Origin of the sequence: Streptomyces sp. NBC_00859, assembly GCF_045161865.1 — a bacterium.
GTDB lineage: Bacteria > Actinomycetota > Actinomycetes > Streptomycetales > Streptomycetaceae > Streptomyces.
This window is the reverse complement of sequence record NZ_CP108826.1, coordinates 5889145-5909325: the sequence shown is the minus strand read 5'-3', so window position 1 is coordinate 5909325 and position 20181 is coordinate 5889145. Positions and strand designations below refer to the sequence as shown.

General features: G+C 70.7%; 15 protein-coding genes. 5 read left to right on the top strand and 10 right to left on the bottom strand.

From position 1 onward, the window contains the following. The first annotated feature begins 28 nt into the window (after positions 1 to 28). Together OG584_RS25895 and OG584_RS25890 are read left to right on the top strand one after the other, a co-directional pair. The gene (locus OG584_RS25895; RefSeq protein WP_405781308.1) at positions 29 to 874 is read left to right on the top strand and encodes a DUF3626 domain-containing protein; all 846 of its coding nucleotides are present in this window, start codon (positions 29 to 31) and stop codon (positions 872 to 874) included. Between the two features lie 106 nt (positions 875 to 980). Further along, positions 981 to 1706, top strand: coding sequence for a TetR/AcrR family transcriptional regulator (locus tag OG584_RS25890; RefSeq protein WP_405781306.1), 726 nt, complete (start codon positions 981 to 983; stop codon positions 1704 to 1706). Between the two features lie 11 nt (positions 1707 to 1717). Here the strand turns inward: OG584_RS25890 and OG584_RS25885 are convergent, their stop codons facing one another. The 8 genes from OG584_RS25885 to OG584_RS25850 all read right to left on the bottom strand — a co-directional run bounded on the left by OG584_RS25885 (position 1718) and on the right by OG584_RS25850 (position 11868). Continuing rightward, positions 1718 to 2410 carry a DUF4230 domain-containing protein gene (locus tag OG584_RS25885; protein ID WP_405781305.1) on the bottom strand — a complete coding sequence of 231 codons (693 nt, stop codon included), beginning with the start codon at positions 2408 to 2410 and terminating at the stop codon, positions 1718 to 1720. 42 nt (positions 2411 to 2452) lie between these two features. Next, positions 2453 to 2800 carry a 5-carboxymethyl-2-hydroxymuconate Delta-isomerase gene (locus OG584_RS25880; RefSeq protein WP_405781304.1) on the bottom strand — a complete coding sequence of 116 codons (348 nt, stop codon included), beginning with the start codon at positions 2798 to 2800 and terminating at the stop codon, positions 2453 to 2455. A 113-nt stretch (positions 2801 to 2913) separates the two neighbouring features. Continuing rightward, a complete protein-coding gene (gene pulA / locus OG584_RS25875; protein WP_405781302.1) occupies positions 2914 to 5649 on the bottom strand; it encodes a pullulanase-type alpha-1,6-glucosidase in 2736 nt (911 codons plus the stop codon). A gap of 176 nt (positions 5650 to 5825) precedes the next feature. Further along, on the bottom strand, positions 5826 to 6848 hold the full coding sequence (locus OG584_RS25870) for a LacI family DNA-binding transcriptional regulator (protein WP_405781300.1): 1023 nt from the start codon (positions 6846 to 6848) through the stop codon (positions 5826 to 5828). Beyond that, positions 6845 to 8494: a glycoside hydrolase family 13 protein gene (locus OG584_RS25865; RefSeq protein ID WP_405781299.1), complete on the bottom strand. Its 1650-nt coding sequence runs from the start codon at positions 8492 to 8494 to the stop codon at positions 6845 to 6847. Before OG584_RS25865 ends, OG584_RS25870 begins: the two co-directional genes overlap by 4 nt. Before the next feature lie 63 nt (positions 8495 to 8557). Beyond that, positions 8558 to 9466, bottom strand: a complete 909-nt coding sequence (locus OG584_RS25860) for a sugar ABC transporter permease (RefSeq protein ID WP_405781297.1) — start codon at positions 9464 to 9466, stop codon at positions 8558 to 8560. A gap of 31 nt (positions 9467 to 9497) precedes the next feature. Beyond that, complete coding sequence (locus OG584_RS25855; protein WP_405781296.1) at positions 9498 to 10478, bottom strand: carbohydrate ABC transporter permease; 981 nt, start codon at positions 10476 to 10478, stop codon at positions 9498 to 9500. A 118-nt stretch (positions 10479 to 10596) separates the two neighbouring features. Then, complete coding sequence (locus OG584_RS25850) at positions 10597 to 11868, bottom strand: extracellular solute-binding protein (protein ID WP_405781295.1); 1272 nt, start codon at positions 11866 to 11868, stop codon at positions 10597 to 10599. 291 nt (positions 11869 to 12159) lie between these two features. On the opposite strand from OG584_RS25850, the gene OG584_RS25845 reads away from it, so the two are divergent. The 3 genes from OG584_RS25845 to OG584_RS25835 all read left to right on the top strand — a co-directional run bounded on the left by OG584_RS25845 (position 12160) and on the right by OG584_RS25835 (position 15825). After that, positions 12160 to 13764: a glycoside hydrolase family 13 protein gene (locus OG584_RS25845; protein WP_405781293.1), complete on the top strand. Its 1605-nt coding sequence runs from the start codon at positions 12160 to 12162 to the stop codon at positions 13762 to 13764. A 25-nt stretch (positions 13765 to 13789) separates the two neighbouring features. Next, entirely contained in the window at positions 13790 to 14851 is a 1062-nt protein-coding gene (locus OG584_RS25840; protein WP_405781291.1) for a LacI family DNA-binding transcriptional regulator, read from the top strand. Between the two features lie 68 nt (positions 14852 to 14919). Next, on the top strand, positions 14920 to 15825 hold the full coding sequence (locus OG584_RS25835; RefSeq protein ID WP_405781289.1) for a phosphatase PAP2 family protein: 906 nt from the start codon (positions 14920 to 14922) through the stop codon (positions 15823 to 15825). A gap of 200 nt (positions 15826 to 16025) precedes the next feature. On the opposite strand, the gene OG584_RS25830 is transcribed toward OG584_RS25835, so the two are convergent. After that, positions 16026 to 19040: a bifunctional [glutamine synthetase] adenylyltransferase/[glutamine synthetase]-adenylyl-L-tyrosine phosphorylase gene (locus tag OG584_RS25830; protein ID WP_405781288.1), complete on the bottom strand. Its 3015-nt coding sequence runs from the start codon at positions 19038 to 19040 to the stop codon at positions 16026 to 16028. A gap of 196 nt (positions 19041 to 19236) precedes the next feature. After that, positions 19237 to 19992 (bottom strand): DUF3472 domain-containing protein, encoded by a 756-nt coding sequence (locus tag OG584_RS25825; RefSeq protein WP_405781286.1) that lies wholly within the window; start codon positions 19990 to 19992, stop codon positions 19237 to 19239. Positions 19993 to 20181: the final 189 nt, after the last annotated feature.

Sequence of the window (20181 nt, the reverse complement as noted above, 5' to 3'; positions counted from 1 at the left end):
GGCGGCCCGTCTCGCGCACACTGTCCCGATGACCGCCGACAGCACCCGGCCGCCGCACGAGCGGGCCATCCGCCATGTGGCGTCACTCGCGGCCGGGTCCCCCGTAGACCCTGCGCTCCGCGTGACGCTCAACTTCCACCCCGACCGCCCGGCCGGCCGTGTGCCGCTGCTGCGGGCGCTCGCCAGGGACGGCGTCTACTACTCCCAGTTCGTCACCGGCACCAGCAACGGCGGCCTCACCGCCCGCCCCGGCGGTGACCGCTGGCGATGGGAGAGCCGGATCTTCGGCGGGGCCTACGACGAAGCGCCGGCGCGGCAGCGTCCGGTGTACGGGGCGCTCAACTACCGGAACCGCCCGGTCGGCGGGGCTCCGCGGTTCGGCTCCGCGCACCTGAGGCTGGCTCCCCGGGCACTGGCGCGAACCACCTTCTGCTATCCGGACAGTGCTCTGGAGCCGGCCCACTTCGGCGTCGCCGGTGCGCTGGACCTCGTGGTCCGCGCCGAGGCCGACGACCGGGACCCGCTCGACGACTGTGTCGAGGCGCATGTCCACGGGCCCCTCGTGCTGAGCCGCGACGTCGAGGCCCTGGTACTCGACCCGAGCTTCCGCGGGACCGCGGTGGCGGACGCGGCCGCGCGGCTCCCGTTCCCCGTCGAGTGGCATCCCGGGTTCCGGCTCCGGGTCGACGAGCTGCGGCGGCATCCCGGGTACCGCGGCCCCGAACATGTCGCGCTCGGAGCCGAGATCGCCCGGGACGGGCTCCTCACGCCCCGGATCATCGGGGACGCCGTACGTACCGGCCGCCACGACCCGCAGGCCCTCAAGCGGGTGTGGCACTGCCTCGCCCGGTTCGGATGGGACTTCGCGGCGTAACGCCCCTGGTGCCCGCGGACGCGGCCCGCGACGGCCCGCGGCGTGTGACGCAGCCGACCCGGGTACGGCCAACCCTCCGGCCGGGCCCAGTCGGTACGCTGTTCGTATGACGACCGGGGTACGCCGCAGGATGGGCGTCGAAGAGCGCAGGCAGCAGCTGATCAGCGTCGCCCTCGACCTGTTCAGCCACCGCTCCCCCGACGATGTCTCCATCGACGAGATCGCCGCCGCGGCGGGCATTTCGCGGCCACTCGTCTACCACTACTTCCCCGGCAAGCAGAGTCTGTACGAGGCGGCGCTGCGCCGGGCGGCCGACGAGCTGGCCGAGCGGTTCGTCGAGCCGCGCGAAGGCCCGCTCGGGGCGCGGCTGCTGCGGGTGATGCAGCGGTTCTTCGACTTCGTCGATGAGCACGGGCCCGGGTTCTCGGCGCTGATGCGCGGCGGCCCCGCCGTGGGGTCCAGCACCACCAACGCGATGATCGACGAGGTCCGCAACGCCGCGTATCTGCAGATCGTGTCGCACCTGGACGTCCAGGATCCGCCCGTCAGGCTCCAGTTGGTCGTCCGCTCCTGGGTCTCGCTCGCCGAGTCGACCGCGCTGATCTGGCTGGACGGCCGCACCATTCCCCGGGCCGAGCTGGAGCTGCAGCTGGTGCACGACTTCGCCGCGCTGGCGGCGGTGAGCGCGGCCTACGACACCCCGATGGCCGAGATCGTGCGGCGGATACTGGGCGACGAGCCCGCCGACGGGCCGTTCGGCGACCTGGTCGGGCGGCTGTTCTCGCTGGCCCCCCTGCCGGCGGCGGAGCTTCCCGGCCAGCGGACCGGCTGAGCCCCGGCAGGTCAGGGCGCCCCGTAGACCACCGTGACGGTCTTGAAGCCCAGCGAGTGCAGCAGTCCCTGGAGCATGCTGGTGGTGTTCTTCTCGGCGCGCGCCACCAGGCCGCTGTCCTTGGCGGCCTCGCCGATGTGCTGTGCGGCGAGCTTCTGCACCGCGTGCTCGTTGTTGGGGTTGTCCGAGAAGAAGTCGCCGAGCCGGTCCAGCAGTCCACGCTGCTTGGAGACGGCGTACGAGCGGTCCGGATCGATCGCGGGCTTGGCGAGCACCGCGTGCGGCAGCCGGAGGGTCGCCGCCGTGCGGTCCTTGTTCACGGTCACGGCACCCTTGCCGGTCCGGCCGAGGTCGACGTAGGAGCCGACGGTGCCCGCGCCGACGTACAGCATCCGGGAGCCGCGGATCGCGTCCGGCAGGAACTTGGCGTCCTTCTCCAGGTCGACGACGACCTGGAAGTTGCCGGACGCCGCCTCGTACCGGCTCATGTCCTGGATCGACTTGAGCAGCGCGGGGCCCGAACGGTCCTGGGTCTTCTCGCCGAACACGTCGCCGAGCCCCGGCAGCAGATCGAGCCTGCTGCCGATGAGGAGCAACGCGATCACCAGGACCAGGGTCACCGGTGCCTTGATCCACCAGGAGCGTCGCGGGCCTGGGCGCTCCCGCTTCGTCTCCTGTTCCGTCTCCGGCTCGGTCTGCGTCATGGGGTCCGGGTTCCCCCGGAGTTCATGAACACTCGCGGGTACTCAGCCCTTGCGGTAGGACCCGTCCAGATCGCGGATCTCCGCGGAGAGGTGCACGGTGCTCCCGGTGGGCTTCAGGTGCTCCCGTACGACGTCGAGCACCGCCTCGCTCAGCCGCGCCTTGGCCTCGTCGGTGCGGCCGGCGAGCAGCGCGATCTCCACGTGCACGATGGCGTCGTCGGCGGTGCCGTCACCCGCGACGAACTCCGCCGTTCTCACGAAGCGCGTCTTGCAGGCGGGCAGTCCGGCGGCGACCGTCTCCACGACGACCGGGTGCAGGCCGAGCGCGAAGCCCCTGCGGTCGAAGGCGTCCTCCAGGGACTCGGAGTACTCGACGGTGATCTGGGGCATGGCGGTTTCCTCCCGGCCGGTGTCTGGTCCGGGGCGGACGGCGTCCGGTCCCGGCGGCAGGGCTGAGCGGCGCGCTGCCACCGCTCAGCCTCGCACGCCGGTGGAGCGGGAGGTCAGTGGGCCGCCTTGAAGACGGCGACCGTGCGGGCGGGCACCGTGAAGGTGCCGGGGCCCCGGCTGTAGCGGGCCGATGTGACGGTGGGGTCCGAACCATGGGCCTGTACGGGGTGCAGGGCGTACGGCCGGCCGGCGAGGGCGGGCACCCGCTGGGACGTGGTGGCCGGGGTGGCGTTGATAACCACCACGAGGTCCGCGAGCCGCATGGTGATGACACCGGGCGTCTCGTTCCTGCCGGAGAGCGGGAACGAGAGCGCCGACTGGACCTGTTCTGCAGTGGCGAGGCCGAAGGCCGGTTCGGTGGTGCGGATCCTCAGCAGGTCCTGGTAGGCGGCGGACGTCGCCGCCATGGTGGGACACCCCGCGGGCTGCACGGCGGCGAGCAGCGGTTTCGCGTACGGCCACTTGGCCTGGTTGTCCGCGGCCGGCGGCAGCCCACGCCCGAAGCCGTTGCCGTCCCGGCAGTTCCAGTGGATCGCGTTGAACCAGTCGCCGCTGTCGAAGGAGTTGCGGTCCAGGGACTTGGAGCGGAGCAGGTCCGTGCCGGCCTGGGAGAGTGAAGGCCCCTGGGAGAGCGCGGCGGTCGCCATGGCCAGTACCTGCATCCGGGAGCGGTCGCCCGGTGTGGTCGAGGCGGGCAGTTTGAAGGCGAGCGCGTCGTAGAGGGATTCGTTGTCGTGGGCGTCGGCGTAGGAGAGCGCGTCGCCGGGGGCGTCCGCGTATCCGGCGGGGGCGCCGTTGTAGTCGATGCCGGCGCCCTCGACCTCGGCTCCGGCGGAGTCGGTGAAGCGGTAGGCGGCGAGGTTCCCGGTGAGCCCGACCTCGATCAGGTCCTGGTAGTGCAGCAGCCGGTCCTTCTGCTGAGCGGGGGTGCCGTTGGCCGCCGAGCCGTTGGGGTCGGTGTACAGGCCGCTGGCGAAGCCCTGCACCCCGGGGTCGTCGTCGAAGGGGCTGCCGCCGCGTATGGCGTCGCGGGACCGGTCGGAGAAGGTGGCGATGCCGGTGCCCGCCATGTTCTTCTGGGTGGCCTGGACGAAGCGGGCGTCGTCGGCGGCCTCGCCGAAGTTCCAGCCCTCGCCGTAGAGGATGATCTTCTTGCCGTCCACCCCGTCCCTGCCCGGGGTCAGCGCGTCGAGTGCCTTGCGTACGGCCATGATGTTGGCCTTGGGGTGGTGGCCCATGAGGTCGAAGCGGAAGCCGTCGACCTTGTACTGCCTGGCCCAGGTGACGATCGAGTCCACCACCAGTTTGCCCATCATGGTGTTCTCCGGGGCGGTGCCCGCGCAGCAGGTGGAGGTGGCCACGGTGCCGTCGTCCAGGAGCCGCTGGTAGTAGCCGGGGACGATCCTGTCGAGGACGGACGCGTCGGCCTGGCCGCTCGCCGCCGTGTGGTTGTACACGACGTCCATGACGGTCCGCAGCCCGGCTCCGTTGATGCCCTGGACCATCCGCCGGAATTCGAGGGTGCGCCGGGGGCCGTCGGGGTCGGTGGCGTACGAGCCTTCGGGCACAGTGAAGTGCAGTGGGTCGTAGCCCCAGTTGTAGCCGTCGTCGGCGGCGGACTTCGCTGTGCAGGCCTGTTGTGCCTCCGAGTCCGGTGCGTAGGCCGTGAGGTCGCAGTCCGGGGTCCGCTGTGCCGGCTTCCGCTCGGGGACGGTCGCGAAGTCGAAGGCCGGCAGGAGGTGGACGTAGGAGGTGCCGGACGAGGCGAGGCGCCTCAGGTGCTTCATCCCGTCCGAGCCCTTGTCGGTGAAGGCCAGGTAGGTGCCGGGGTGCTTCGACGTCGGGTCCGCGACGGAGAAGTCGCGGATCTGGAGCTCCTGGATCTCCGCGTCGCGCAGCGGGCGTGCCGCGGGTTTCCTGAGCGTGGACCACCCCGCGGGGGCCAGTGCTCGATCTTCCAGGTCGACGACAAGGCTGCGCTTCGAGTCGGTGGTGAGCGCGGTCGAGTACGGGTCGGTCACCTTGTTGGTGACGAGCTCTCGCACGCTGGGGGCCCAGACCCGGACGCTGTAGCGGTACGGCAGGCCCTTCCAGCTCGCGGGGCCGGTGACCGACCAGACCCCGTCGGCGGCGTTGCGTTTCATCCGCACCGTCCTGCCGTCGATCTCCAGGGCGACCGAGTGTGCCGTCGGGGCCCAGACGGAAAGGGTGGGCCTGCCGTTCCTGAAGACCGGTCCGAGCGCCGCCCTGCGCGCCGCCGGACCGTACACGGCGTCGAGGACCCCCTGGGTCTGTACGCCCGTGGCGGCGAGCAGCGCACCGCCGGCGCCCCGCTGCACGGCGATGAGCTGGCCCTTCAGCGCCTCATCGGTCCGGCCGCGGTCGCGGGCATCCACCCGGAAGGCCGGATAGTCCTTCAGATGCGGGTACTTGGCACGCTGCGCCACGGTCAGCGCGGCCGGGGCGAGCCGCAGCCGCCGCTGTCCCGCCGGGGAGAGGTCTCCGTCCCTGACGGTCATGCCGCCGTCCGGCGCGTACAGCAGCTGCTGGCCGGTGGACGCCGTGGCGTGCACCTTCCAGACCACCGTGTCGCGGTCGATCCACTGGGCCTCCGACTTCGTGAGGTCGGTCCCGGCCGGTACGGGGGCGGCCACCGGATGGGCGGGCGTACGGGTGGCGGCAGCGGACGGTATCGCGGGCGCGAGAGCCGCGCAGAGCGTCAGCACAACGGCCGCGGCTGTTCTTCGCGGGTGACGGTGTGGGAAGGGGCGCGGGAGAAACGGGCTCACTGAAGGGCACTCCTCTGTGCGTACGAGGTCTGTCAGTACGAGGTCTTCCAGTACGAGGCCGGTCAGTAAGGGGTCCTTGCGCTCGTAGTGCAAGGACCCCTGAGGGGCGGGGAGCGGACTGCGGCTGGGGACATGTCCTGGCTTACCGGGGCGTCATGCGCTCCGCGTCCGGCCGCTCAGCCGGCGTGCCGGGCCGTCGATGCCCGCACCACCAGTTCGGGCTGGAAGACGAACTCCGTGCGCTGGACCGGGTTGCCCCCTATCTCCTCCAGGAGCGCACCCACCGCCGCTGCCGCCATCGCCTGGACGGGCTGGCGGACGGTCGTCAGCGGAGGGTTGGTGAAGGCGATCAGCTGCGAGTCGTCGAAGCCGACCACCGAGATGTCGTCGGGGACTTCGAGACCGCGCTCGCGGGCGGCCCGTACGACGCCCAGTGCCATCAGGTCGCTGCCGCAGACCACGGCCGTACACCCCTGGTCGAACAGTGCGCCCGCCGCGGCCCGGCCGCCCTCGACGCTGAACAGGGTGTGCTGGATCCGGGCTTCGGCCTCCTGCTCGGACTGGCCCAGGCGCACCGCCACCGCTTCGATGAAGCCCTCGCGTTTGCGGCGCGACGGCACATAGCGCGGTGGGCCGACCGCCAGGCCGATCCGGCGGTGCCCCAGGTCGGAGAGGTGGCGCACGGCCATGTGGGCGGCCGCGTGGTCGTCGGGCGAGACGAAGGGTGCGCTGATGCGCTCGTTGTAGCCGTTGATCAGGACGAACGGCACCCCGCGCTCCGCGAGGCTCGCGTACCGGGCGGGGTCCGACGAGGTGTCGGCGTGCAGCCCGGAGAGGAAGACGATGCCACCCACCCCACGCTCCACCAGCTGTTCGACCAGCTCGTCCTCGGTGGCGCCGCCCGGCATCTGGGTGCAGAGCACCGGGGTGTAGCCGTATCCCACCAGCACCTGTTCCACGGCCTGGGCGAAGGCCGGGAAGATGGGGTTGGTCAGTTCCGGGGTCACCAGACCGATCAGGCCCGCGCTGCGCTGGCGCAGCCGCACGGGCCGCTCGTAGCCGAGGACGTCGAGCGCGGCGAGCACCCGCTGGCGCGTGGTGTCCGCGACGCCCGGCTTCCCGTTGAGCACCCGGCTCACCGTGGCCTCGCTGACGGCGGCCTGCGCTGCGATGTGCGCGAGCCGGGGTGGTGCGGTCACACCGACCACCAGACGGTGCTGTCCGCGGGAAGCTCGAACTCGCCTTCCCGCACGGTGACTTCAGCACTGGCAAGCACCATCCGGCCCGGCGCGGGAAGGCGCACGGGGCTGCTCGTGGTGTTGACCGTGCAGCGGAAGCCGGGGCGGGCGAACGCCAGCACTCCGGCCGGGGTGCCGGGCAGCCAGTCGACGGATTCGCCGGCGCCCAGGCCCGGCAGCTCCCGGCGCGCCGACAGGGCAGCGCGGTACAGCTCCAGGGTGGACCCGGTGTCGCCGGTCTGCGCCTCGACGCTCAGGGCCCCCCAGCTCGCGGGCTGCGGGAGCCAGCTGCCGCCGCTGCCGAACCCGTACGAGGTGCCTTCCGCAGTCCACGGGATCGGTACCCGGCAGCCGTCGCGGAAGCCGTCCTGGCCTGCCGCGCGGAAGAACGACGGGTCCTGCCGCACCTCGTCCGGGAGGTCGGTGACGTCCGGGAGGCCCAGCTCCTCGCCCTGGTAGAGGTATGCGGAGCCGGGCAGCGCCAGCATCAGCAGGGTCGCCGCGCGGGCCCGCCGCAGCCCCAGCGCCCGGTCACCTGGGGTGCGGATCTGGGTGCCGGCCGGCGGGTTGGCGAAGCGGGTCGTGTGCCGGGTGACGTCGTGGTTGGAGAGCACCCAGGTGGCGGGTGCGCCCACTGGGCGCATCGCGGCCAGTGAGGCGTCGATGACGTCGCGCAGCTCGGCCGCATCCCAGTGGGTGCCCAGGTACTGGAAGTTGAACGCCTGGTGCAGCTCGTCGGGGCGTACGTAGTTGGCGGTGCGCTCCACCGTCGGTGTCCATGCCTCGGCCACGGCTATCCGCTCGCCCGGGTACTCGTCGAGGACCGTGCGCCAGGACCGGTAGATCTCGTGGACGCCGTCCTGGTCGAAGAACGGCATGACGTCATTGCCGAGCAGCCGGAGCTGGTCGGTCCCGCCGAGGTCGGGCAGGCCCGGGGCCTTGACCAGGCCGTGGGCGACGTCGACCCGGAAGCCGTCCACGCCCATGTCGAGCCAGAACCGCAGGATCGAGCGGAACTCGTCGGCGACGGCCGGGTTGTCCCAGTTGAGGTCGGGCTGCTCCGGGGCGAAGAGGTGGAGGTACCAGGCGCCGTCGGCTACCCGGGTCCAGGCCGGGCCGCCGAAGATGGACTCCCAGTCGTTGGGCGGGAGTTCGCCGTTCTCGCCCTTTCCCTCACGGAAGTGGTACCGGTCCCGCAGCGGCGAGGCGGGGCCGTCACCGATGGCGCGCCTGAACCATTCGTACTGGTCGGACGAGTGGTTGGGCACCACGTCGACGATGATCCGCAGCCCCAGGTCATGGGCGTCGCGGATCAGCGCGTCGGCGTCGAGGAGCGTGCCGAACATGGGGTCGATGGCCCGGTAGTCGGCGACGTCGTACCCGGCGTCGGCCTGCGGGGAAGCGTAGAACGGCGAGAGCCAGACCGCGTCGACCCCGAGGTCGCGCAGGTAGGGCAGCCGGCTGCGGACGCCTTCGAGGTCGCCCATGCCGTCGCCGTTGCTGTCGGCGAAGCTGCGCGGATAGACCTGGTAGATCACCGCGTCCCGCCACCAGCCGGTCCGGTTACCGGTCGTCGGGGCGCAGGGGCCGGCGAAGTGCTGAGTCATGTCTTCCCTGGAGGTGTCGGACGCGTGAGGCGTTCATGGGGCGTACGGGAGGGGGCGCGGGGCTCAGCCCTTGGTCCCGCCCGCCGTCAAGCCCGTGACCAGGTGCTTCTGCACCAGGTAGAAGATGACGGAGACGGGGATGGCGATGAGTACGGCGGTCGCCGCCATGTAGTTCCACTGGGCGTCGTGCTCGCTGACGAAGCTGGAGAGGCCCACGGCGAGGGTGTACTTGCTGTCGTCGAGCATGAACGTCGAGGCGAAGGCCACCTCGCCCCAGGCGGTCAGGCAGGTGTAGAAGGCGGCCACCGCGAGGCCGGGCCTGGCGAGCGGCAGGATGAGCCGCCAGAAGGTGCCGAAGGGGCTCAGCCCGTCGACGCGGCCCGCCTCGTCGATCTCGTAGGGGATGGTGTCGAAGTACCCCTTGAGCATCCAGGCGCAGTACGGCACGGCGGTGGAGCAGTACACCAGGATCAGCGCACCGAAGGTGTCGATGAGACCGAGGTCCGCGAGAATCACGTACATCGGCACCATCAGGACGGCGACCGGGAACATCTGGGTGACCAGCAGGACCCACATGAGCTTCTTGTAGCCGGGGAACCGCATGCGCGAGACCGCGTATCCGGCGGTTGCGGCCATGAACACACCGATGACGCTGGTCGCGACGGCGATCAGGGCGGTGTTGCCGAGCCAGGTGAAGAACCGGGTGTGCTCCAGGACGAACGAGTAGTTGGAGAAGGAGACCTTGGCCCAGATCCGGCCCGGGTGCAGGTAGTCGCTCTTGTCGGGGCCGAGCGAGAGGTAGGCCAGCCAGGCGATCGGGAAGAGCGCGATGAGACTGGCGATGCCCAGGGCCGTGTGGGAGAGCACGGTGGCCCGGCGGCCGGGCCTGTCGCGCCGGACCGTACGGGCGGGGCGCCGCACGGCCGGTGGCGCCTGCTCCGCGGGGGAGGTCTGTGTGGTGAGGGTCGTCATCGGGATCCTGCCTTCTTGGTTCCGGCCGGTCTCAGCTGTTGGCCTTCTCGCTACGGGCCAGCCAGCGCCGGTAGAAGGAGGTGAAGACGATCAGGATGGACAGCAGCAGCACGCCGTACGCGGCGGACTGGGCATAGTCCCTGGGCTGCTGGCCGAAGCCGAGGCGGTAGGCCCAGGTGACGAGGATCTGGGCGTCCGGTGCGCCGTTGCCGAACAGCAGGAAGATGATGGCGAACTGGTTGAACGTCCAGATGATGCCGAGCAGGACGACGGTGGAGCTCACCGACCGCAGTCCGGGCAGGGTGACGTTGAGGAAGCGCTGCCAGGGACTGGCGCCGTCCATCTCGGCTGCCTCGTACAGGTCGGCGGAGATCGACTGGAGTCCGCCGAGGAGCGACACCATCATGAAGGGCACACCGCACCAGGTGTTGACGACGATCGCGGCGAGCTGCTGGAAGTGCGGCTCCTCCAGCCAGGCCGGCTGGGGCAGATGGAGGCCGCCGAGCACGGAGTTCACGATGCCGGAGTCGCCGAGCATGATGCGCCAGGAGAAGACCGTGACGAACGTCGGTACGGCCCAGGGCAGGATCAGGATCATCCGGTAGAAGGTGCGCCCGCGGAGTTTCTGGTTGAGCAGCAGGGCCAGGCCGAGACCGATGCAGTAGTGCAGGGTCACACAGGCCGCGGTCCACACGACGGTCCACAGGAAGTGGGACCAGAAGCGGTCCCAGGCCGTCGGCCCCCAGAGGATGTCCGCGTAGTTGTGCAGACCGATGAACCTGTAGGTGGCGTCGATGTGGTTGACGCCGATGGTGCGGGCGGAGTTGAGGCTGTTCGCGTCGGTCAGCGTGAGGTAGAGGCCCTGGACCAGCGGATAGCCCACCAGGACGCCGAGGACGACGACGACGGGCGCCACCATCACGTAGGCGTACCAGTGCTTCTGCCAGGACTGCTTGAGGCGCTCCGCCGGCCCACGACGCTTGGGGCCGGCGCCTGCGACGGCGACGGTCATCTATGCCTCTTCATCAGGGAGTTCAGTTCTTCGGGGGAGTTCGGCGGCACGCGCCGCGGCGCGGACGCCGTGCCGGGCCGCCGGGCCCGTGCGGTGCGCGGGTCCGGCGGTCTGCGGATCACTTGGTGAAGTCGGGGACCAGCTTGGCCATGGCCTCGTTCAGCGCCTGGACCCCGGTCCGGAGCGATTCCTTGCCGTCGGCGACCTTGGGCAGCTCGGTGTCCATGGGGCCCCAGAGCGAGCTGTACTCGGGCAGCTCCGGCCGCGGCTGCGAGGCGCTGAGCACCCTCTGGAACCCGGCGATGCCGGGGTCGGCCGTGACCTTGGCGGTGTAGGCGTCGGAACGGGTGGGCAGTGTCGAGTTCTTGAGCGCGATCTGCTCCTGGCTCTTCGCCGACGTCATGAAGTCGATGAACTTCAGGGACGCCGCCTGGTGTGCCTTGTCCGAGCCCGCGTAGACGGTGAGGTTGTGGCCGCCGGTCGGGGCGCCCGCCTTGCCGGTGGAGCCGGCCGGGACGGTGGCGATGCCCAGGTTCTTCTTGTCCTTGAAGGCCGAGCCCTTGTAGAAGTTCGTGATCTCCCAGGGCCCCTGGATGATCGATGCGACCTTGCCGTTGACGAAGGCGTCCTGCTGGTGGGCGTAGGCGTCGGCGGTGGTGTCCGCCTTGTGCAGGCCGGGGCCGTCGAAGAGGCCCTTCCAGGTCTCCAGGCCCTTGAGGGCGGGGGCGCCGGCGATGGTGACCTTCTTGTGTGCCAGGTCGACCGTGTCGGTGCCCTCGCCGTACAGGAAGGGCTGGGCGTAGTACCCGGCCGTGCTGGCCCAGTAGCCGTCGACCTTCGCCTTCGCCTTGACCGCGGCCGCGTCGCTCTTCAGCTCGCCCCATGTGGCGGGTGCCCTGGTGATCCCGGCCTTGGCGAAGAGCGCCTTGTTGTAGACGAAGGCGAGGGTGTCCGTGACCAGCGGGACACCGTACGTCTTGCCGTCGAACTGCGCCTGCTTCAGCAGGTTGGGGGCGAACTTCGCCTTGTCCTTGAGGGCGTCGGTGCCGTCCAGCGGCAGGAAGTAGCCCTTCTTGGCGAAGGCGGGCGTCCAGCCGACCTCGGAGCGCAGCACGTCCGGGGCGCCCTTCGCACCGGCCGCGGTGTCGAACTTGTTCTGCGCCTGGTCGAAGGGGACGTTGACGTAGGTGACCTTGATGCCCTTGTTCGCCGCCTCGAACTCCTTGACCAGCGCCCGGTAGGTCGGGGCCTCGTTGGTCGCGTTCGAGGTGTCCCACCAGGTGATGGTGGTGGGACCGTCCGCCTTGCCACTGCCGCTGCCGCCGCCGCAAGCCGTCGCCGCGAGCGCCAGGGTCGCAACCAGAGCGGTGGCCGCTATGCCACGTCGCATGTGAACTCCTTCAAGGGGTGCCGCTCCATCACGGCTCCGGGTCGTCGAGGAACGTAACAAGGATGAAAGAGGACCGAAAGACCTTGCGAAGAATTTCTGCAAGGAGCCGCCTTCGTTACCTCGACGTGTCCGCAAGGTTGCCGTCTCGACCCTTGTCAAACAGGCTGCCTGGGCTCTTCCAGCCCTCTTCCGAGGAGATCCACAGCCTTCGCAAGGACTTGCAAGACTGTTACTTTCGGGGTGCACCGGCGTTGTCCCGTACGTTGCAAGCCATCCGAAAGGGATCACCCCATGACGCAGCAGCTCACCGGCGCGGCCACCGCATCCGGGACCCGCACCCGATGGTGGCGGGACGCGGTCATCTACCAGGTGTACGTGCGGTCCTTCGCGGACAGCGACGGTGACGGCATCGGTGACCTGCGGGGCATCGAGGAGCGGCTGCCCTACCTCGCGGAGCTCGGCGCCGACGCCGTGTGGCTCACCCCCTTCTACGCGTCGCCCCAGGCGGACGGCGGCTACGACGTCGCGGACTACCGCGTCGTCGACCCGCTGTTCGGGACGCTGGCCGACGCCGAGTCACTCCTGGGTGCCGCGCACGCACTGGGGCTGCGGGTGATCGTGGACGTGGTCCCCAACCACACGTCGGACCGGCACGTGTGGTTCAGGGACGCCCTCGCGGGCGGCCCTGCGCGGGAGCGCTACCACTTCCGCCCTGGAACGGGTGCCGATGGCGGACTCCCCCCGAACGACTGGCAGTCGGTGTTCGGCGGACCCGCGTGGACCCGCGTGCCCGACGGCTCCTGGTACCTCCATCTCTTCGCGCCGGAGCAGCCCGATCTCAACTGGGAGAACCAGGAGGTACGCGCGGAGTTCGATGCGATCCTGCGGTTCTGGCTCGAGCTCGGCGGCGGGGGCGTGGACGGGTTCCGTATCGATGTCGCGCACGGCATGGTCAAGGCCGCCGGGCTGCCCGACATCGGCACCCCGGAGCAGGTGCGGATGATCGGCTCGCAGACCCTTCCCTTCTTCGACCAGGACGGTGTGCACGAGATCCATCGCGGCTGGCGCGAGCTGCTCGACTCGTACGCGGGCGAACGCATCGGTGTCGCCGAGGCGTGGGCGCCCTCCGCCGAGCGCCTGGCCCTGTACGTGCGCCCCGACGAGCTGCACCAGGCGTTCAACTTCCAGTTCCTGCGGTGCCCCTGGGACGCGCCGGCGATGCGCACGGTCGTGGACGAGTCGCTGGCCGCGACGGCGTCGGTCGGCGCACCCACCACGTGGGTCCTCTCCAACCACGATGTCGTACGCCATGTGACGCGGTACGGAGGCGGCACCACCGGGCTGCGCCGGGCCCGCGCCGCCGCGCTGCTGATGCTGGCGCTGCCCGGCTCCGCGTACCTCTACCAGGGCGAGGAACTCGGGCTGCCCGAAGTCACCGACCTCCCCGACGAGCTCCGCGAGGACCCGTCGTTCTTCCGCAGCTCCGGGCAGGAGGGGCTGCGGGACGGCTGCCGGGTGCCGATCCCCTGGGCCGAGGACGGCCCCTCGTACGGTTTCGGGCCGGGCGCGGGATGGCTGCCGCAGCCGGACGGCTGGGGGGAGTGCTCCGTCCGGGCCCAGACCGGGAACCCCGGATCGACACTGGAGTTGTACCGCGAGGCGCTCGCGCTCCGGCGCCGTCTCGCCGGCCTGGGCGACGGCCCGATGCACTGGCTCGACGCACCGGCCGGGGTGCTCGCCTTCGCCCGGCCGGGATTCGTCTGCACCGTCAACACGCTGTCAGCCGCTGTCGAACTCCCCGCGCCCGGAAGGCCGCTGCTCTCCACGTCCGCCCCGGACATCTCCGGTGAATCGGTGCGCATTCCCGGCGATTCCTGCACCTGGTGGGCAATCTGACATGCGCCCGGTAAAGTCCCCTCCCATGACCGCACGGCTTGCCGACATCGCAACCCAGGCGGGGGTCAGCGAAGCGACGGTCAGCCGGGTCCTGAACGGCAAACCGGGGGTAGCCGCGGCCACCCGTGAGTCCGTCCTCGCCGCTCTCGACGTACTCGGCTACGAACGCCCGGTGCGCCTGCGCCAGCGCAGCGCCGGCCTGGTCGGCCTGATCACGCCCGAGCTGGAGAACCCGATCTTCCCGGCGCTGGCCCAGGTCATCGGCCAGGCCCTGACCCGCCAGGGTTACACCCCGGTGCTTGCCACCCAGACTCCCGGGGGCTCCACCGAGGACGAGCTCACCGAGATGCTGGTGGAGCGCGGGGTCGCGGGCATCATCTTCGTGTCCGGTCTGCACGCGGACACCACGGCCGATATGCGGCGCTACGAACAGCTGCGCGCCCAGGGCGTCCCGTACGTCCTGGTCAACGGTTTCTCGCCGAAGGTGCAGGCGCCCTTCATCTCGCCCGACGACCGCGCGGCGATGCGGCTGGCAGTCACCCACCTCGCGTCGCTCGGGCACACCCGGATCGGGCTCGCGCTGGGGCCGCGGCGCTTCGTGCCCGTGCTGCGCAAGACGGAGGGCTTCCAGGCCGAGATGCAGGCAAGGTTCGGACTGTCCCCGGCCGAGAGCGGGAAACTGATCCAGCACTCGCTGTACACGCTGGAGGGCGGCCAGGCGGCCGCGTCCGAGCTCATCGCGTCGGGCTGCACGGCTGTGGTCTGCGCCAGCGACATGATGGCACTCGGTGCCATCCGGGCTGCCCGTCAGCTGGGGTACGAGGTTCCGCGCGACATCTCGGTGGTCGGTTTCGACGACTCCCCGCTCATAGCGTTCACGGATCCGCCGATGACCACGATCAGGCAGCCGGTCACCGCCATGGGGCAGGCAGCCGTCCGCACCCTGCTCGAGGAGATCGGCGGCACTCCCGCACCGCACAGCGAATTCGTCTTTATGACCGAGCTGGTGGTCCGTGGTTCCACCGCGTCCGGGCCGGGAACCGCTCCCGGCCCGGTATCGCGGGCCGGGGACGTCAACAAGGCGTAGCGGGTGCGCGCACGGCCCTCCCGAGGGATGATCTGGGGGAAGCCGAGTTTCTGGCAGACTCTTCCCCTATGGGTGAAACGACCGTGAAGACACTGGACGGCCAAACGGCCACCGCGTCACCCGTCGTGGCCAAGGAGCATCGCAGCTCATTCATCGGGCGACTGCGTGCGCCGCGCCGCCCCCGCATCTGGTTCGAAGTACTGCTGATCGCGGTGAGTTACTGGGGTTACTCCCTGATCCGCAACGCGGTACCGGAACAGAAGGCGGAGGCGCTGCGCAACGCGGACTGGATCTGGCGCGCCGAGCACCTTCTCGGTATCTCGGTCGAGCAGAACATCAACCACGCCGTCAACGCGGTGACATGGCTGATCGTCTCGATGAACTACTACTACGCGACACTGCACTTCATCATGACCATCGGCGTCCTGATCTGGCTGTTCCACTTCCATCCAGGACGCTACGCGGCGGCCCGTCTCGCGCTCTTCGCGACGACAGCCGTGGCGCTGGCCGGCTACTACCTGTTCCCGCTGGCCCCACCGCGCCTGATGAACGGCAGCCACTTCGTCGACACCGTGCTGGTGCACCAGACCTGGGGCTCGATGGCCTCGGGGAACCTCAAGAACATGTCGAACCAGTACGCGGCGATGCCGTCGATGCACATCGGCTGGTCCCTCTGGTGCGGCCTGATCATCTTCGCGCTCGCCTCCGCCCCGTGGGTGCGGATCCTGGGCCTCCTGTACCCCGCGGTGACCCTCCTGGTGATCGTCTCGACGGCCAACCACTTCTGGCTGGACGCGGTCGGCGGAGTGCTCTGCCTGGCCTTCGGGGCGGGGCTCTCGTACACCTGGTACGGAGCGCTTCCGCACCGGCTGCCGCGGGTACCTGAGAAGGTCAGAGCGGGCGGCACCTTCACCCCGGGCATCCACGGCACGCTGAAACCGGTCCCGGCGAAGTCGGCCCAGTCGGACCGCTGAGGGCCGCATGCGAGCCCCTGCGAAGCTCAGGACCCCGCGAACCCGGCCCTGAAGCCGGAAATCCAGCCCGCGCGGCGCTGAGCCCCGGCACAAGCCCGCCCGGGGGCGTCTCCCGGCGAAACCCGGGGCTCCGGCGACCAGGGCCGGGGCGGGGCTCCGCGCGGACAGCCCGCGGGCACCGCACACAGGCACCGCGTGCCCTACCCCCCGTAGAACCGCTCCTCCATCACTCCGCGCGCCCGCCTCGTCGCCCTGCGGTAGTCGTCCAGCATGTCCCCCACGTGCCCCGTCTCGTACCCGAGGTACCGCGCCATCGCTGCGAGCTCCCGCCCGTCCGACGGAAACGTGTCGCCGGCCCTCCCCCGCACCAGCATCACCGCGTTGCGCACCCGCGAGGCCAGCACCCACGCCTCGTCCAGCGTCTGCACGTCCTCGGCGGAGAGCAGGTCCGCGGTTCGGGCCGCGGCAAGGGCGGCGCGTGTGCGGGTGGTCCGCAGCCCCGGAACCTCCCAGCCGTGCTGCATCTGCAGCAGCTGCACGGTCCACTCCACGTCGCTGAGCCCGCCCCGGCCCAGCTTCGCGTGGAGTGTGGGGTCGGCTCCGCGCGGCATGCGTTCGGACTCCATCCGCGCCTTGAGACGGCGGATCTCACGTACGGCGTCCTCGCCGAGCCCGTCAGCGGGATAGCGCAGCGGGTCGACCAGCTCGATGAAGTCGCGGCCCAGGTCCGCGTCACCCGCCATCGGCTCGGCCCGCAGCAGCGCCTGGCTCTCCCAGACGCCCGACCAGCGCCGGTAGTAAGCGGCGTAGGAGGCCAGCGTCCGCACCAGCGGGCCGCTCTTGCCCTCGGGGCGCAGATCCGCGTCGATCAGCAGGGGCGGGTCCGCGGTCGGCAGCTGGAGGAGCCTGCGCATCTCCGCGACGACGGCGTTCGCCGCCCTGGCCGCTTCCTGGTCGTCCACGCCCTCGCGCGGCGCGTGCAGGAAGAGCACGTCGGCGTCCGAGCCGTAGCTCAGCTCGTGGCCGCCGAAGCGGCCCATGCCGATGACCGCGAACCGGGTGGGCAGGGTGTCGCCCCAGTGCGCCCGTACGGCGGCCCGCAACGCGCCGGCGAGGGTGGCGGCGTTCAGGTCGGTGACGGCGTTGCCGACCCGGTCGACCAGGGCTCCCGGGTCCGATTCCGCCGGGTTCTCCTCGGTTCCGTACGAGCCGATGAGATCGGCTGCGGCGGTGCGGAACAGCTCGCGCCGGCGCACCCCGCGCGCCGACGCGACGGCGCCTTCGGCGGTCTCGGCGCGGCCCACGGCCGACAGCACCTCCTGCTCCAGGATGTCCCGGCCGCGCGGTTCGAGCCCGCCGCGCGCACCGAGCAGCGAGACGGCTTCGGGGGCGCGGAGCAGCAGGTCTGGGGCGAGCCGGCCGGCCGAGAGGACCCGGGCGAGGTTCTCGGCCGCGGCGCCTTCGTCGCGCAGCAGCCGCAGGTACCAGGGGGTCTTGCCCAGCGCGTCGGAGACCTTGCGGAAGCCGAGAAGCCCCGCGTCCGGGTCGGCGGAGTCCGCGAACCAGCCGAGCAGCACGGGCAGCAGGGTGCGCTGGATGGCGGCTTTCCTGGAGACCCCGGAGGCCAGCGCCTCCAGATGCCGCAGGGCCCCGGCCGGGTCGGCGTAGCCGAGCGCTTCCAGACGCTGTCCTGCCGCCCGCGGGCTGAGCCGGGTCTCGCCGGGCGCCAGCTGGGCGACGGCGTCGAGGAGCGGCCGGTAGAAGAGCTTCTCGTGGAGCCGCCTGACGACCGCCGCGTGGCGCTTCCACGCCTTGGTGAGTTCCGCTACGGGCTCGGTCCGCAGTCCCAGTGAACGCCCGAGCCTGCGCAGCTCGGCCGGGTCGTCCGGCATCAGGTGGGTGCGCCGGAGCCGGTACAGCTGGATCCGGTGCTCCATGGCCCGCAGGAAGCGGTAGGCCTCGTCGAACTGGGCGGCGTCGGTGCGGCCCACATAGCCGCCGGCCGCCAGCGCGGCCAGGGCGTCCAGGGTGTTCCCGCTGCGCAGGGTCGCGTCGTTGCGGCCGTGCACGAGCTGGAGCAGCTGGACGGCGAACTCGACGTCCCGCAGCCCGCCGGGCCCCAGTTTCAGCTCGCGGTCGACGATGGCAGGGGGAATGTTGTCGATGACACGACGGCGCATCTTCTGGGCGTCGGCGACGAAGTTCTCGCGCTCGGACGCCTGCCACACCAGGGGGCCGACCGCTTCGGTGTACTGGGCGCCGAGCGCCGCGTCACCGGCGACGGCACGCGCCTTGAGCAGCGCCTGGAACTCCCACGTCTTGGCCCAGCGGTCGTAGTACGCAAGGTGGCTGGAGAGCGTACGGACCAGCGGTCCGTTACGCCCCTCGGGGCGCAGGTTCGCGTCGACGGGCCAGATGGTGCCTTCGATGTTGGTGTCCGAGCAGACCCGCATCATGCGCGCGGCGAGCCTGGTGGCGGCCTGCATCGCCCGGGTCTCGTCGGCGTTCCCGTTGTCGCCGTTTTCCCCGGCGGACTCGACGGGCTCGGCGACGAAGATGACGTCCACATCGGACACGTAGTTGAGCTCGTGTCCGCCGCATTTGCCCATCGCGACGACAGCGAGCCGGCAGAGCGCGGCGTCCTCGGGGGCCTCGGCCGATGCGATCGCGAGGGCGGCGCGCAGGGTGGCGGTGGCCAGGTCGGCCAGCTCGGCGGCGGCCTCCCTGACATCGGTCGTCCCGCAGACGTCCCGGGCCGCGATGGCCAGCAGACACCGCCGGTAGGCGATCCGCAGGGAGACCGCGTCTCTCGCCTCGGCGAGACCCAGCTCGAATTCGGGGACTCCGGGGTGCAGGTCGGCCGTCTCGTACGTGACGAGGGCGTGCCAGTCGTGCGGGTGGCGTGCCAGGTGGTCGCCGAGCGCCTCGGAGGCCCCGAGCACCCCGAGCAGCCGGTCGCGCAGCGGCTTCGCCGCGATCAGCGTGTCCAGCAGGGTCCGCAGCTCGTCGGGCTGCTGGGCCTCGGCCATGCGGACAAGGCCGAGAAGGCCGAGGTCGGGGTCGGCGGTGGCACCGAGCGCGTCGAGGATGACGGGGTCGGCACGCACGGAGGCGAGCTCCGGCGCGCCCAGGAGCCGCTCGGCGGCCGACGGGTCGGTGAAACCGTGCCGGAGCAGCCGGGTGAACGTACTGCCCCTGCGTCCCGGCACGCTCATGCTGCCGCCTTTCGTCACGTCACACCCTGCTCATCGGAACAACGGTTGATCGAAATCCGGTTCCGAGCGTAGTCGCAGCGGGCCGCGGCGGCGCCGCCGCGTCGCCTCACGCGGCGCGGCACGAGCAGGGGGGCGGCGGGCCGGACGGCCCCGGCGGGCGAGTGGGCGATCACGCCTGCCGGGAGCCGCCCGCCCGCTACTGCCCGATGCCGTTCTCCTCCGTCGCTCCGGAGCCGTCCAGGGTCACCTTGGCGATGGACTGGCAGGTGTCGCTGAGGCTGGACGAGTTGAAGGTGCCCTTGCCCGCACTGGTGGTGGGAATCCCGAACAGCAGCTTGGAGTACTTGGCGTCGGCGCACACGGTCGCGGGGTTGTTCCAGTCGAAGTACTCGGTCCAGCTGTTGAAGCCGGACCCGGCCATCGGGTGGTCCCCGTCGATCTTGATGTTCCCGAGGACCGTGGTGGTCCCCGCGGTCTTGTCGACGATGGAGTACTTCCAGTACGAGCCGGACTGCTGGGCGGCCTCCATCGCGTACTGATGCCCTTCGACCGGGCGCTGGTCGAGACGGCAGGTCTTGCCGGTGCCTCCCTCGTCGAAGTCCTGGCAGTAGGTGCCGGAGCCGCCGGCGGTGGCCTCCGTGCCGTTCCAGACCGAGACGAGGAACATCCCGCCGCCGTCCGCGTGCGTCTGGAAGCCCATGTAACCGGAGGCCCCGCTGCCGGTGAAGTCGAACTGGGTCGACCAGTACGCGTTGTAGTTGCCGGGTGAGTGCTGGAGCGTCATCGGGATGGAGACCGATGTGACGTCCGACGGCGCGCTCCAGTAGGCGTACGTGCCCGGTGTCTGGCCGGTGTCGGCGGCCTGGACGGAGGCCGCGGGCCCCATGAGCAGCACGGCGGCGCCCGCCGCCGTGGCCAGTGTTCCTGTGGTGAGCAGGTGCCGCATCCGCATGTGTGTCTCCTACGTGGGGTGGAGTTCACTGATGGCGTTCACTGATGGCGTTCACGACGTGCAGGCCGGTGAGCGGTTCTGTCCACCGATGCCGTTGAACAAGCACGTTCATGCATCAACTGACGTCGCGTCAACGGCTGGTGACGAAAAGACAAGTGCTGCACCGCCAAAGTCCAAGAGCGACTGAGC

Bases quoted from the DNA above. Each gene is read 5' to 3' on its own strand.
- OG584_RS25850 (WP_405781295.1), bottom strand. From the start codon at position 11,868: ATGCGACGTGGCATAGCGGCCACCGCTCTGGTTGCGACCCTGGCGCTC.
- OG584_RS25860 (WP_405781297.1), bottom strand. From the start codon at position 9,466: ATGACGACCCTCACCACACAGACCTCCCCCGCGGAGCAGGCGCCACCG.
- OG584_RS25830 (WP_405781288.1), bottom strand. From the start codon at position 19,040: ATGAGCGTGCCGGGACGCAGGGGCAGTACGTTCACCCGGCTGCTCCGG.
- OG584_RS25895 (WP_405781308.1), top strand. From the start codon at position 29: ATGACCGCCGACAGCACCCGGCCGCCGCACGAGCGGGCCATCCGCCAT.
- OG584_RS25845 (WP_405781293.1), top strand. From the start codon at position 12,160: ATGACGCAGCAGCTCACCGGCGCGGCCACCGCATCCGGGACCCGCACC.
- OG584_RS25885 (WP_405781305.1), bottom strand. From the start codon at position 2,410: ATGACGCAGACCGAGCCGGAGACGGAACAGGAGACGAAGCGGGAGCGC.
- OG584_RS25840 (WP_405781291.1), top strand. From the start codon at position 13,790: ATGACCGCACGGCTTGCCGACATCGCAACCCAGGCGGGGGTCAGCGAA.
- OG584_RS25825 (WP_405781286.1), bottom strand. From the start codon at position 19,992: ATGCGGATGCGGCACCTGCTCACCACAGGAACACTGGCCACGGCGGCG.
- OG584_RS25855 (WP_405781296.1), bottom strand. From the start codon at position 10,478: ATGACCGTCGCCGTCGCAGGCGCCGGCCCCAAGCGTCGTGGGCCGGCG.
- OG584_RS25880 (WP_405781304.1), bottom strand. From the start codon at position 2,800: ATGCCCCAGATCACCGTCGAGTACTCCGAGTCCCTGGAGGACGCCTTC.
- OG584_RS25835 (WP_405781289.1), top strand. From the start codon at position 14,920: ATGGGTGAAACGACCGTGAAGACACTGGACGGCCAAACGGCCACCGCG.
- OG584_RS25890 (WP_405781306.1), top strand. From the start codon at position 981: ATGACGACCGGGGTACGCCGCAGGATGGGCGTCGAAGAGCGCAGGCAG.
- OG584_RS25865 (WP_405781299.1), bottom strand. From the start codon at position 8,494: ATGACTCAGCACTTCGCCGGCCCCTGCGCCCCGACGACCGGTAACCGG.